This is a genomic window from Paucibacter sp. KCTC 42545 (genome assembly GCF_001477625.1).
GTDB lineage: Bacteria > Pseudomonadota > Gammaproteobacteria > Burkholderiales > Burkholderiaceae_C > Paucibacter_A.
On sequence record NZ_CP013692.1, the window covers coordinates 4868572 to 4881282 of the forward strand.

A 12711-nucleotide genomic window follows, 5' to 3' on the forward strand; every position below is an offset into this window, starting at 1 on the left:
TTCGATAGTCACAACAAATCAGTTATGAATATTTCGTCCTTTCCGGCGCGGCAAGGGGAGTTGATCAAGCTGGTCCGCGGCACCCTCAGTCAAACGGAATTCGCCCTGCAACTGAAGATCAGTCGGTCATGCTTGTCTCGTTACGAAAGTGAAAAACTGGGGGCGCCTACCGTCTTGATCAACCATTGCCTTGGTGCGATAGCTGCACGGCTTTCTGGTCTCACCGCAGACGGAGATCCTCTGCAGCGTGCTTTGCAACTAAGTCGCGATACGACACGACAGTTGGAGCAAGCCACGCTTCACCGCTCAGGTTGACTAAACGAGCTGTCCAGCCGAACACCCATGGCCGCCCGCATCCAGTGCAGGAAAGCGATGGCTGCGCTACGCTTGTCGATGCTTTTGGTCGATCAGGAGGGCTCTGTTCAACGATATGCCGGCCGCTTCGGCATGCTCGTAGTTCCTGCTTGCAAACCAGTCAGAAAACGAAACGCCCTAATTGCGAGCCGCTCAACCGGTCATAACTAGATCAGTCGTCCGCTGGCTGCGATCCTTGTAGCCGGTGGCTATTCAATTCCAGTCCTATGGGCACAACTACACGCTGATGGAACTGCTGTGCAAGTTGGACTGGGCTCCTCGGCACTACTGATATTGCCGGGCGTGACTTAAGGTGGCCGACAGGTTCGCGGTGCTAAGCCGCTGGATGACCTTGTCCCCAAAAAACGGAGTTCTTAGCTCGTGATGAAATCAGAGCGAGGAACGATGAAATGAGTCAGCAAAAGCAGGTGCGTGGCAAGTACACGCTGGAGTTCAAGATGGAGGCGGTTCGCCTGGTCAAGGGCGGGCAGTCGGCCGCGGTGACGGCGCAGATTTTGGGCATACCCAAGGCCAGTCTGAGCAACTGGGTACGGCTCAGCGAGGACGGGAAGTTGAGCGGAGCCGGCGACAAGCCTGTGACGCCTGAGCAGATGGAGTTAGCGCGCTTGAGGGCCGAATTGGCTCGGATGACGATGGAGCGAGACATCGCAAAAAAAGCGGCGGCGTACTTTGCGCAGGATCTTCTGCAAGGTACGCCTGGATTCAAGAAATGAAGACTCAGTGGCCGGTTAGCCTGAGCTGCAAGGTCCTGGATGTGAGCGTGAGCGGCTATTTCGAACACCAGAAGGCCAAGGCCGCCAGAAGGCCCAGCAAGGACGCCACGCCGCGTTTGAGCGATGAAGCGGTGCTGACCCACATCCGCGCAGTCCATGGCGAAGTGGGTCAGGAGTACGGCTGGCCTCGCATGGCCAAGGAGCTGGTTGCGCGTGGACATCGAGTGGGCAAGGAACGGGTGCGCAAGTTGATGCAGCGTCACGGGATTCGTGCGCGCGGCCAGCGCAAATTTGTTGTGACCACGGACAGCAAGCACAGCCTGCCGGTGGCGCCAAATCTGCTGCGGCGGGACTTTAAGGCGCAGGCTCCGAATCAGAAGTGGACCAGTGACATCACCTACATCGAGACGGCTGAAGGCTGGCTCTATCTGGCGGCGGTCGTCGACCTGCACAGCCGGCAAGTGGTGGGCTGGAGCATGCAGGACCATATGCAAACCAGCCTGATCACGGACGCCCTGCGCATGGCCTGGTTTCGGCGTCGACCGGCGCCTGGGCTGATTTTCCACAGCGACCGCGGAAGCCAGTATTGCAGCCGAGAATTTCAAGGCGACTTGAAGAAATTCGGCATGCGCTCATCGATGAGCGGCAAGGGTGATTGCTGGGACAATGCGCCGACGGAGAGCCTGTGGGGGCGACTGAAAGTGGGCCGGCTACACGGTCAGAAGTTCAGCACAAAACGGCAGGCCAAGGATGAAGTGATTGCCTGGTTGACCTTCTACAACCACAGTCGAATTCACTCGACCCTGGGCTACGTCAGCCCCATGACGTTTGAGAAAAACTGGCACGCGGCCCAGCAGGATAAAGCCGCGTAACAAGGTTGCTAAGAACTCCGGGGAAGAGGGGCAAGGTCAGGATTCCAATGCGGCCAACTTTTGCAGCGTAGTATTGTGCTGTGAATAATTCAGAAATTTTTTCACACAAGACCTTTTCACCGGGACTACTCCGCTTCACGGCTTGCGATCGATACAAGGGCTAGTTCTCTCCCGCAGTACACCTAGGTCCCGCATCCGTCGCCCCACCCGGGCGCTGCTGGCCGTTGCCATGCCAAGGACTTTGCAAACCTCACTAGCCCTGGCAAACCTGCCTCCATCGTTGCGCACCTGGTAGCGAATCGCTGCGTCGAGTTCCCCTTCGCTGGGTACGTAGATTGTCCGGTCCAAGTGCTTTCGAACTAAGCTCCGATACCAAAATGGGGCAGGCACCCGCAGTGAGCTGCTGTATCTAAGAACGCTATGACTTGACAGGCGTCGTAGTGAAAGGCCGATAAGGAACTCTTCGACACCGCTATTCAGTAGGTGCGTATTCCACGCCATGGCGGACACCATTCCACGTTGATGGCGGACAGCATTCCAGCGTCATCGCGGACACCATTCCACGCTGATGGCGGACAGCGTTCCATTTTGATGGCGGACACTTTGGCTGTGTCCTGAGTGACTCCAACGAGGCATAGGCTGCCCGGTCTTTTCACCGGAACCCAGCGATGCCCACACCGAGAGTCACCATGAGCAAGATTCGACACACTTTGCAACTGCTGCACAGCGGCAAACTCAGCCAGCGCCAAATTGGCACCTCGCTGGGCATCTCCAAATCCACGGTCAGTGAGATCGCCAGTTATGCCCGCGTCGCCGGGCTGGACTGGAACGCCGCTCAGGCTTTGAGCGACGCCGAACTGCAGGGCCGGCTTTACCGGCCCGCTGTGGCACGCCAGTCCCGCCACCTGGAGCCCGACTACGCCACACTTCACATCGAACTCAAACGCCCCGGCGTCACCTTGCAGCTGCTCTGGGAGGAATACCAAGCACAACACCAGGGCCAGGCCTACAAGTACAGCGCCTTTTGCGAGAAGTACCAGCAATGGGCCCAGCGCTTGAGGCGCTCCATGCGCCAGACCCATGAGGCCGGCGACAAGCTCTTCGTGGACTATGCCGGGCAGACCGTGCCCATGGTGGATGCCGCCACTGGCGAGATCACCCAGGCGCAGGTGTTCGTGGCCGTGCTGGGCGCATCGAACTACACCTATGCCTGCGCCACGCCGGCCCAGAAGGCCGCCGACTGGGTCGCCTGCATCATCGCCACGCTGGAGTTCATCGGCGGGGTGCCCCGTCTGCTCGTGCCTGACCAGCCGCGTGCGCTCATGATCCGGCCCGACCGCTACGAGCCCACCAGCCACCGCTTGCTGGATGAGCTCTCCCACCACTACGGCCTGGCCGTGCTGCCAGCCCGACCGGCCAAGCCGCGCGACAAGCCTAAGGTCGAGGTGGCCGTGCAGGTGGTCGAGCGCTGGATTCTGGCGCGCCTGCGCCATCAACAATTCTTCAGCCTGGCCGCCTTGAACAAAGCCATTGCGGCCCTGCTGCAAGAGCTCAACCAACGCCCGTTCAAGAAACTGCCCGGCTGCCGTGCCAGCGCCTTTGCCAGCCTGGATCGGCCTCTCCTGGGGCCCTTGCCGGCGACGCGCATGGCCATCGCTCGCTTCAAGCCCGCGCGGGTCAACATCGACTATCACGTTGAACTCGATGGGCATTACTACTCCGCCCCCCACCGCCTGGTGGGCCGGCGGGTGGAGCTGCGCATCACGGCCACCACGCTGGAGGTGCTGGAGGGCCAGGCCCGCGTGGCTGTCCATGCCCTGAGCCCGCACCGAGGGGCCCACTCCACCGCGCCCGAGCACATGCCACCCTCGCACCGGGCGCACCTGCAATGGACGCCGGACAAGCTCATCACCTGGGCCGAGGGCATCGGTGCGGCCACTGCCGCCGTGGTGCGCTGGCAGATGGAGCGCCGCGCCCATCCCGAGCAGGGCTACCGATCCTGCCTGGGCCTCATGCGCCTGGGCCGGGAGTACGGCCATGAACGACTGGAGGCCGCGTGCGCGCGTGCCCAGTCGATTCGTGCGCCAAACTACAAAAGCGTCGCCTCCATCTTGCAGTGCGGCCTGGATCAGCGTCCCATCGATGCGCCGCTGCCCACCCAAACCAGTTTGCCCCTGCACGCAAACCTGCGCGGCCCCGACTACTACCACTGAGGCCGGACACAAGGCCCGGCAGGGGCCTGTGTTTATCGAAGAACCCGATTCATAACGTCTAACTAAGACGCCAAACAAAACACCGATTCAACAAGGAATCAACATGCTCAACGAACACACACTGCAACAACTCAGAACGCTGCGCCTAGACGGCATGGCAGCAGCCCTGACGGATCCTGCCAACCAGATCCACGTTGCCGAACTCCCCTTTGACCAACGCCTTGCGTTGCTGGTACAGCGGGAGCTGGACTGGCGCGACGGCAAACGCCAGGAGCGGCTGCTCAAAGCCGCCCGGCTGAAGGTCTCCACAGCCTGCCTGGAAGACATCGATTGGCGCAGCAACCGCGGACTCAGCCGCGACACCATCCAAACACTGGCTGGCGGAGACTGGCTACGCCACGGGCATAACGTTTTACTCACAGGTGCCACCGGTTGCGGCAAAACCTGGCTGTCCTGCGCGCTGGGCCAGCAAGCTGCACGATTGGGCTTCTCGGTTTACTACGCCCGCGCCCCGCGCCTGCTGGAGGAACTGCATGTGGCGCACGGGGACGGCAGCTTCACCCGTCGGCTGGCTCAACTGGCCAAACTGGACCTACTGATTCTTGACGACTTTGCCATTGCCCCCATTGCCGCACACGAGCGCAATGACCTGCTGGAGTTGCTGGATGACCGCGTGGGCAGCCGCGCCACACTCATCACCAGCCAATTGCCGGTGACGGCCTGGCACACCTGGCTGGATGATCCCACCTTGGCTGACGCCATCCTGGACCGCATCGTGCATGGCTCACACAAACTGGCCCTCAAAGGGGAGTCCATGAGGAAGCTGGCCAACGGGCGTTGATGCCCCTGCGCCACCCGGCCACTAAACGCTCATCTGAGGTCTGTGCGTTACCATCCCCGCCGTCACTCAGGATCCCAGTCCGGGGTGTCCGCCATCGCGTGGAACACTGTCCGCGATGAGCGTGGAATCGGTGTCCGCGATCAATGGAATACGCAGCCACACCTCGATCTACGTCCCGAGTCCAGTACCAACTGTCATTCAGGTGCAGCCGGCAAAACGCCCCTGCGGTTGAGCCATGGCCATGGGCTACACGCGTCAGGTAACTGCTGAGCAATTCCTGCGGTGCTGGCCGAAGATGAAACGCCCACATGGTCAGACGCGCCTCGCAGCTTCTTCCCAGTCGGGAATTCGCTGGGCACGCACATCTGACAGAACTTTGGCATCGATACGGTCCTTGCACTCTTCGATTGCTAAGGCGGCGGCTTCTTTCAGTAGGTCGACGGTTCCGCCGATGGTGTCCCCCGCCATTCCATAAATCAGGGGCGCCAGTTCGCGGCTTGCCAGGTTCGACGGAGCCGGTAGCGGAAGGAACTTCTCATAACTGGTCAGGAAGCGCAAGTATTCAAGATCCAACGTCCAGCGATCCAAGGTCATCGGTTCAAAGCGTGTCATCAATTGCGGCTCGCTTCGAAGCGCGTGGATGGCCGGCGCCGTTCCCGTGGCTAGGACTGGGACGCGCATCGTCGACGTCAAAGTCTTGATTTGAGCCAGGAGTTTGCCGGCCTCCTTGCCTGCATTGGTGAGATGGTTCAACTCGTCGATGACAAGCATGCGAGTGTCGGCAAACCGCATAGCTTCAAACGCATCGTGCCGCTTCACATCCGCGCGCTCTTTGGAGTTGTGACTGATGTTCAACGAGTACAGCACCTCCGACCAGAAGTTGCTGTCCGTCGGAGTCGCAGGGAGTGAAATCCAAGAGACCGTTCCAGTAGGCGCGCCACGTTCGTCAAGCAAGGGTGGGTGCCGGCGTATGAACTGCTCAACGATGGAGCTCTTGCCATTATTGGCCCGGCCGACCAGCAGCAAGCACGGCATGCGTAGGCTGCGCGGGTAGATGAGCAAGTCATCGCACTGCCGAAGGATTTGCTGTGCGCGGGCATAGCCCACCCAACGATCCTCTCGGGCGAAGCTGACGCGCTCCGGGGTGGGCCGCTCCAAGGCGGCCCGCGCTTCTGGAAGCAGATGATCGTCCTGCACTGTCATCGTCTCATCCCAAGTTCTTCAAAGGGCTTGATCTGCTGGGCGAAAATATCGTCAACCTCAGGTCTGGCGCTTGTGGGAGTCGTCACGGTAGCCGGCACGGAGCCGGTGACCAGTTTGTTTGCGCTCGCAGTAGTGGGGGCGCGGGATATTGCGGGCTGCTTCGGCGCCGCCTTCGCACTCGAATGGCTACGAGCCTGCGCTCGTCGGGCGGTCTTGGATTTCATGACTGCCTCTGCCACGCGCCTCCTGTGGCGTTCTAACCGCTCGAAGATCAGGCTTTCGTCGACGTCCCGGATGCCTTCGTCCGCTAAGCGCTTGCGGATCTCGTTGAGCTCATACAGGCTCATTGCCGGATAGCCGATGTTTCGATACGGGAGAGGAACATAAAGGCTACTCTTCGGATCGTAAAAGTAGATTTTGCTGATGTCGCGAGGGTCGCGTCGCACGAGATATTTCTGTTTCTCGTCCTCGTCGTCTGGTTCGCAGGCGTTGATGTACGAATCGAGCACTGGGTCGTAGTAAGTAATCTTGTCCCACTGGATGCCGTAGCGCTGGATCGTGCGTGTTGACAGGGGCATGAAGTCGATCTGTAAACGGACAGGATCCCCCGGAATCGGCATCAGACCCACCCCCGGCTCATCGTCGGAGCCGGTGATGCCGCGTTCCCATTTCTTGATTGGCGGCACGCCAATGCTCTTGTGAGGGCGCAAATGGTACTTGTTTACGAAAAAGTCGACGAGTTCAACTTCTAGCTCGAGCAACGTCATGGCCGACTCGGCTTCAGAGTCATAGCCTTTGCGCTTTTGCGGATTGGAGAACGTGGTCCCCGGCCACTTGTGAACCTCGCGCATCGTAGTTCCCATGAGGCGCTCGATATGGCCTCCGTAATTCGGCGTCGCGGGCGGCCGCCATTGGAGGTCGATGCCATGCTGCTGTGCACCGCGCTCCAACGCAATGCTTTGGAATTCCTTGGCGTTGTCGACATGGACCGTCGCGATCTTGCCCCAGACAGGCCAGCTTCCAGGAATGCCAAGCGTGGCAAGGTAGTCGCGCTTAGGGCACATCGCGTTGGCCAGACACAGGCTAACCGATGCAGAGTTGGGAGGATCGAAGCTGAGATAAAGTCCGGCCACCATTCGGCTGAAGACATCAATCGCCAGGGTAAGGTAGGGTCTTCCGATCGGCTGCCTAAAGACCTCGTCCACCAATATGATGTCTACTGGCGTGTGGTCGATCATCACAACTGAAAATGGGTGCAGAGCATCAAAGCTGCTCTGAATCGGCGAGAAGCGATTCCGAGCTTCCTCTCGCTGGCCGCGCCGCTTGAGCTTGACGATCTCCGGCACGCGACGGATGCGATTGCGAATTGTGTTGGGATGCGGTGGCGCCACCTTTGCAAGGCGACAACGAGACTCCACCTCCTCGATGACTTCGTCTGGCGTGCGCCGCTGCTTGTGCAGGTAAAACTCTTCGATGACCGAATCCATGATGGCTTCAAGTTCCGGCGTCAGCAGACGTGTCCCGCTCTTGCGTCCGCGCGTGGCCGGCACCAATGAAGAGACGTTGCCCGTGCGCACGAATTCGGCCAACCAGCGGTATAGGGTCGCGACATGCACGCCCGCGGCCTCTGCCATCTTCTGTGCGTCTTCGCGTGTGCGTTTTGGGTTCTCCAGCAGCCCTTTGATGGCTTGAAGGCGACGCTGACCTTCCTTCCACTCTTCGGCCGAGTACAAAGTCAGGTCGCGTGGAGGCTTCGACTGAGGACTATCTTTGGTGGTGGCTGCAAGGCGAAGTAACTCGATAGGGAGGCGCGAGGACTCGCCGGACTCCAGGTCCACAGCCAATGCCGTGTCGACGGAAATCAAATGTGTGACTCGATAGCGCTTGTCCTCGAGGGTAACGACCGAGTTGACGTCGATAGCGAAAAACTGGGGCGCAATGCCTGTCGCACTCATGCGTCAGTCCAGATAGAGCTAGTTGTGAAGTTCCAATAGGTTGTATCGGGTGTTCACCCGGACTGGTTCTGAGAGACTGGAAATCGCCAAACCCCCAGTCAGCTCAGGAGGACAACCCAGATGAACATTCATAAGAATGCCCGATTGACCTACGTGCGTCGAATCGAAATGGTTCAGGACATCACATTGAGAGGCCAAACTGTGGCGCAAGCCGCAAAGGCTCATGGTGTCAGCGAGATGACGACCCGCAAGTGGCTTGGGCGCTACCTTGCTCAAGGCGAAGTCGCCCTGGTCGACAAGTCCTCAAGGCCGCAGAAGTCGCCCAGAGCGATTGAGCCGGGCAAGGCGCTTGCCATCGTTGAGTTGCGCCGCAAGTTCATGCTGCAAGCAAGCATTGCCTCCAGCCTGACCGTTTCCAAGGCCACCGTCAGCCGCGTCCTCAGACGAGCCGGCCTGTCCAAGCTCAGCGATCTACGTCCGCCTGAGCCTGTCGTGCGCTATGAACATGAAGCGCCTGGCGACCTGCTGCACATCGATACCAAGAAGCTCGGGCGTATTGAGCGACCCAGTCATCGCGTAACCGGCAACCGCGCAGACACGTTCGGCGGCGCAGGCTGGGAAGTCTTGTTTGTGGCCGTGGATGACCACGCCCGCATCGGGTTCACGCAGATTCACCCCGATGAGCGCAAGAGCAGCGCAGTGGCCTTCCTGCAGGCTTCAGTGAGCTACTACGCGGGGCTGGGTGTCACGGTGCGAGCGCTTCTCACGGACAACGGCTCGCCGTTCAGGTCGAAGGACTTCAAGCAGGCCTGCGCTGAGTTGAACATCAAACATCGCTTCACGCGGGCCTACCGTCCACAAACAAACGGCAAGGCCGAGCGGTTCATTCAATCGGCACTGCGAGAGTGGGCGTACAGCCAGACCTACCAGCACTCCCGCGACAGAACCAGCGCGCTGGCGCGATGGATTCATCACTACAACTGGCATCGACCGCATCACGGCATTGGATGCCGCCCGCCCATGTCCCGTCTTCCTGATTCAGGCAACAACGTCTTGACTCTTCACAGCTAGTCATAGTGAGCGGCTGGTCGAGTTGCACGCAGATCTCGCCGATGGCCACGAGGCGCCATAGCTCAGACAGAGCTGCCATTTGCTTTTCCTTGTCATACCAAGCTGCAGCAATCAACTCCTTTGGCGTGGTAGGCCCAAGGATCTTCAGGCCCTGGAACAACGCAGCAGCGTGAAGAGGCTGTTCCGGCAGGTTTCGATAGCGGCGTAGGAAGCGAATGTTATTGAGTTGCACCCCCCTAATTTGGACCTCTGTCACCAGCTTGAATCGCCAACCGCGAGCGCGGCAGTAGGCCATAGCGGCCTTGAACCGCGGTTTGAACTGATCCCACTCGGCGAGTAGCTCTTTTCGAAACTTGACCTCATAGACATCGGTCCAGCTCCGAGACTCATCGGCGAATTCGACCTTGGCGTCAGGCGTGTAAGACCGTTGTTGGTCATCCAATGCATATCTCACCGTGAAGGGCTGCTCCAAGATGTGCTTGACACGCGTGTCGAACGCCAAACTTAGAAACCAGTCACGCTCGAGGAGCGATTCGTGCGCAATCGAGTCGTTCCCGGACGAAGCAACGCGCCCACGTATGCCCCGACTGCCAGGACGGATGGTTCGAACGGGTGATTCAAAATTCAGTCGCTTCATTAGATAAACTTTGCTATCCAGTCGCGACTATTGGTGAAATTTAGTCGCGTTGTTTGTTGTGAAAGGATCATCTACATAGCAGAGAAAGTCAATGAGTGGCAGTCGCAGATTTGGATGGAACTGACAGCGGCTCGCCGCCAAGGCCGGGTGAAATCTCCCTGGCCCTGCATGGCGTTTTGTTTCTGGACGAATTGCCAGAATTCAATCGCCATGCCCTGGAGGCTTTGCGCGAGCCGCTGGAGACTGGGCGCATCTTGATCTCGCGGGCGGCGCGGCAGTCGGAGTTCCCGGCGCGCTTTCAATTGGTGGCGGCCATGAACCCTTGCCCTTGCGGGCAATTGGGCAATGCGGTCCAGACTTGCCGCTGCACGCCCGATCAAATCAGCCGTTATCAGGGGCGATTGAGTGGCCCCTTTCTCGATCGGCTCGACATCTCCATCGAGGTGCCGGCCGTGCCACCCGCTGTGCTGGCGGCTCAGCCTGCCGGCGAAGCCAGCGCTACGGTGGCAGGCCGGGTGGCGCAGGCGCGTCAGCTGGCCTTGCAGCGCCAGGGCTGCAGCAATGCGCGTTTGACGGTGGCCCAGCTGGATCAATTCGCACGGGCCGAGCCAGCGGCCCTGGCCTTCCTGCAAAAAGCAGCGGAGCGCCTGGCTTGGTCGGCCCGCAGCTACCACCGCATCTTGCGGGTGGCGCGCAGCATCGCGGACTTGGCCGAATCCGAACAGATTCAAAGCGCCCAGATGGCCGAGGCGGTGCAGCTGCGGCGTGGGCTGGGTAAGAGTTGAGCCCGTGAGGATGGGGACGCCGCTAGCCCGCGGCCTTGGCAATGAACAAAGCCCCTCGCGGGGCTTCGGTGAGTTTGCGTAGGCTGATTGAGTCGGCCCTAGAGCGAGGTCGAGTCCGCCTTAAATCGGCGTCAGTTCCCCATCACGCACGCGCACCGTGTCGTTGACGCGCACGCGTGGAGCTTCGGCATACTCGTAGCTGCGAGTGCTGTTGTCCGAGAAGCTCACTTTGACCACCCAGACGGTGCGGGCGTTGCGTTTCTTCTCCATCTCGTTGCCAAAGTAGCCACCGGCCGCTGCTGCGCCCACGGTGGCCAGCTTCTTGCCATTGCCGCCACCCACCTGGTTGCCCAATAAGCCGCCCAGAACGGCGCCACCCACGGCGCCCAAACCACTGGCCTGGCCTTCATGCACTACTTGCTTGATGGACAAGACGGTGGCGCATTCCTCGCATCGTGCCACTGCTTTGCTGGGCTCCGGCTCGGCTGCGGCGATTTGCGTTTCAGGCGCTGGGGCAGGTGCTGCTTGATGGCTGGCGGGCTTGCTTGGCTTGACGGCCGGCTTGGCGCTCGGCTGAGCCTGCGCCAGCTTGGGTGTCGCTGAGGCCGAGGCCGCGACGTTGCTGGGCAGTGCACTCAGGGCATTCGGCGTCTCAGTATTGCCAGGCGAGGGCGCGGCGGCGGCATCGCCGTTGACGGCCGCAACAGGCGTAGCGGTATCGCTGGGCGCCGAGCCCGACTGCGAGCGACCCAAGGCATAGACCCCGGCCAACAAGGCGGCCAGCAGGGCGATGCCGATATAGCGTTGTGACGCGGAACTGGAAACGGAAGAATTTGTCATGGGTGGAAATTAGCGAGAAAAACAGTAATGGCAAACCCCTAGTTCTGAAGCATGCCACGCCCGTCCTGCGATTCAGCGTAAACGCTCATCCAGCTTGTAAGAACTTGTCAACCTTGCCTCGCTAGCAGCAAACGCAAGCGCGCCAAAGCTGCGCCACGACCTGCCTTGCCCATCACCGCGCAGCCCCAGGAACGAGGGGCGCGGAAAACCCCATTGGCCGGCGCAGCGCTTCTTGAAACACTAACCCCCAGGATGATCAGCGCCTGCGTCCGGATTCGGCTCCTGCAGCGCTGAGCAACGAAACCAATTCAGCTCATCCCGTGGAGGGGAATCGATGCAGCGTAAATTCTTGGTCGCAGCGGCACTTGCGGGCTTGCTGTCTCAACACGCGGTTATTGCCGATGTGCAGTCCAGTATCAGCCTGAGTGGCTTTTCGGTGTCCTTGAAGGACCTGAACAGTTCGGACAATGTGGCCGCCAATTTGAGTTGGTCCAGCAATTGGTTTATGAGCACCGGTAGCTACTCGGCAACGCAGGTGGGCTGGAATCCGATCAGCGGCAACTACACCAGCGCCAATTGGGGCCCCGGCGTTTTTAGCGGCAGTTACGAAGACAACTCGGGCTCCCAGATCAGCAATAGTTCCTTGTTTGGGCAGCAGGCAATTTCGTCCAACGGCAAAGGGCTGGCTGGCATCAGTCTGTCGGGTACTGTGCATGCCGGCCAGCGCGAAAGCGCTTCGGCCTATCTGGAACAAGGCTTCACGCTCAGCGCGGGGACGCAGGTCACCTTTTCCGTGCTGATCAATGGCCAGCTCGTAGGAACGGCTTCCCCAGGCGCCTGGGCTCCCGCCGGCCTTGGCTATGACACTCGCGCCGGGGCCAACTACTCCGCAGGGCTCAAGGTGGGTTCTGTTTCCAATAGTGTCAACATGAACGGCACGGGCAACTGGCTAACGGACACTGACGCCTTTGAAGGTAGCACTGACGGTCAAGCCTTGAGCCTGACGATCAAGAACACCTCCAGCCAGGCCAAAACCTATATGTTCAGCGCCAACGCGCAATTGTGGGCACAGGAATTGACGGCTGCCGCCGTTCCCGAGCCCAGCAGCTACGCCTTGATGGCTCTGGGCTTGGTCGGCCTAGGGGCCTTGATGCGCCGGCGCGCCCAAGCCTGATCGGCCCAATCTGATTGGTGGCCCGCCTTGCC

At 60.1% G+C, this 12711-nt stretch carries 9 protein-coding genes and 2 pseudogenes; 6 read left to right on the top strand and 5 right to left on the bottom strand.

Annotated elements, in window-relative coordinates:
* Positions 1–764: 764 nt before the first annotated feature.
* The 3 genes from AT984_RS20885 to istB all read left to right on the top strand — a co-directional run bounded on the left by AT984_RS20885 (position 765) and on the right by istB (position 5014).
* Positions 765–1960 (top strand): IS3 family transposase gene (locus tag AT984_RS20885; RefSeq protein WP_156422099.1). Its coding sequence is split into 2 segments (ribosomal slippage): positions 765–1023 and positions 1023–1960, totalling 1197 coding nucleotides; the frame shifts between segments, so codons are not numbered across the junction.
* Between the two features lie 668 nt (positions 1961–2628).
* The gene (istA, locus tag AT984_RS20890) at positions 2629–4173 is read left to right on the top strand and encodes an IS21 family transposase (protein WP_058719888.1); all 1545 of its coding nucleotides are present in this window, start codon (positions 2629–2631) and stop codon (positions 4171–4173) included.
* Positions 4174–4276: 103 nt separating this feature from the next.
* Positions 4277–5014: an IS21-like element helper ATPase IstB gene (istB, locus tag AT984_RS20895; protein ID WP_058719889.1), complete on the top strand. Its 738-nt coding sequence runs from the start codon at positions 4277–4279 to the stop codon at positions 5012–5014.
* On the opposite strand, the gene AT984_RS24045 is transcribed toward istB, so the two are convergent.
* Genes AT984_RS24045 through AT984_RS20905 form a run of 3 tightly spaced genes read right to left on the bottom strand, consistent with a single transcriptional unit; the run spans position 4974 to position 8172 of the window.
* Entirely contained in the window at positions 4974–5324 is a 351-nt protein-coding gene (locus AT984_RS24045; protein ID WP_156422161.1) for a TniQ family protein, read from the bottom strand. The two genes, istB and AT984_RS24045, sit on opposite strands and share 41 nt — an antisense overlap.
* Before the next feature lie 2 nt (positions 5325–5326).
* Positions 5327–6217 carry a TniB family NTP-binding protein gene (locus AT984_RS20900; protein ID WP_058721752.1) on the bottom strand — a complete coding sequence of 297 codons (891 nt, stop codon included), beginning with the start codon at positions 6215–6217 and terminating at the stop codon, positions 5327–5329.
* Positions 6214–8172: a Mu transposase C-terminal domain-containing protein gene (locus AT984_RS20905; RefSeq protein WP_058721753.1), complete on the bottom strand. Its 1959-nt coding sequence runs from the start codon at positions 8170–8172 to the stop codon at positions 6214–6216. The genes AT984_RS20900 and AT984_RS20905 overlap by 4 nt, the downstream gene beginning before the upstream one ends.
* A 120-nt stretch (positions 8173–8292) precedes the next feature.
* Here AT984_RS20905 and AT984_RS23730 point away from each other — a divergent pair, with 120 nt between their 5' ends.
* Positions 8293–9243 carry an IS481 family transposase gene (locus tag AT984_RS23730; protein WP_058719307.1) on the top strand — a complete coding sequence of 317 codons (951 nt, stop codon included), beginning with the start codon at positions 8293–8295 and terminating at the stop codon, positions 9241–9243.
* A gap of 259 nt (positions 9244–9502) precedes the next feature.
* On the opposite strand, the pseudogene AT984_RS24050 reads toward AT984_RS23730, so the two are convergent.
* Positions 9503–9880, bottom strand: a pseudogene (locus AT984_RS24050) (Tn7 transposase TnsA N-terminal domain-containing protein); the annotation flags it as partial.
* Between the two features lie 128 nt (positions 9881–10008).
* On the opposite strand from AT984_RS24050, the pseudogene AT984_RS20915 reads away from it, so the two are divergent.
* Positions 10009–10665: pseudogene (locus AT984_RS20915) on the top strand (ATP-binding protein); the annotation flags it as partial.
* A 120-nt stretch (positions 10666–10785) separates the two neighbouring features.
* On the opposite strand, the gene AT984_RS20920 reads toward AT984_RS20915, so the two are convergent.
* Entirely contained in the window at positions 10786–11505 is a 720-nt protein-coding gene (locus AT984_RS20920) for a glycine zipper 2TM domain-containing protein (RefSeq protein WP_058721755.1), read from the bottom strand.
* A gap of 334 nt (positions 11506–11839) precedes the next feature.
* Here AT984_RS20920 and AT984_RS20925 point away from each other — a divergent pair, with 334 nt between their 5' ends.
* A complete protein-coding gene (locus AT984_RS20925) occupies positions 11840–12679 on the top strand; it encodes a PEP-CTERM sorting domain-containing protein (protein ID WP_058721756.1) in 840 nt (279 codons plus the stop codon).
* The last annotated feature ends 32 nt before the right edge of the window (positions 12680–12711 follow it).

What these genes read in the sequence shown, in the direction of transcription:
- istA (WP_058719888.1), top strand. Translation starts at nt 2,629, where the DNA reads ATGCCCACACCGAGAGTCACCATGAGCAAGATTCGACACACTTTGCAA.
- istB (WP_058719889.1), top strand. Translation starts at nt 4,277, where the DNA reads ATGCTCAACGAACACACACTGCAACAACTCAGAACGCTGCGCCTAGAC.
- AT984_RS24045 (WP_156422161.1), bottom strand. Translation starts at nt 5,324, where the DNA reads ATGTGGGCGTTTCATCTTCGGCCAGCACCGCAGGAATTGCTCAGCAGT.
- AT984_RS20900 (WP_058721752.1), bottom strand. Translation starts at nt 6,217, where the DNA reads ATGACAGTGCAGGACGATCATCTGCTTCCAGAAGCGCGGGCCGCCTTG.
- AT984_RS20905 (WP_058721753.1), bottom strand. Translation starts at nt 8,172, where the DNA reads ATGAGTGCGACAGGCATTGCGCCCCAGTTTTTCGCTATCGACGTCAAC.
- AT984_RS23730 (WP_058719307.1), top strand. Translation starts at nt 8,293, where the DNA reads ATGAACATTCATAAGAATGCCCGATTGACCTACGTGCGTCGAATCGAA.
- AT984_RS20920 (WP_058721755.1), bottom strand. Translation starts at nt 11,505, where the DNA reads ATGACAAATTCTTCCGTTTCCAGTTCCGCGTCACAACGCTATATCGGC.
- AT984_RS20925 (WP_058721756.1), top strand. Translation starts at nt 11,840, where the DNA reads ATGCAGCGTAAATTCTTGGTCGCAGCGGCACTTGCGGGCTTGCTGTCT.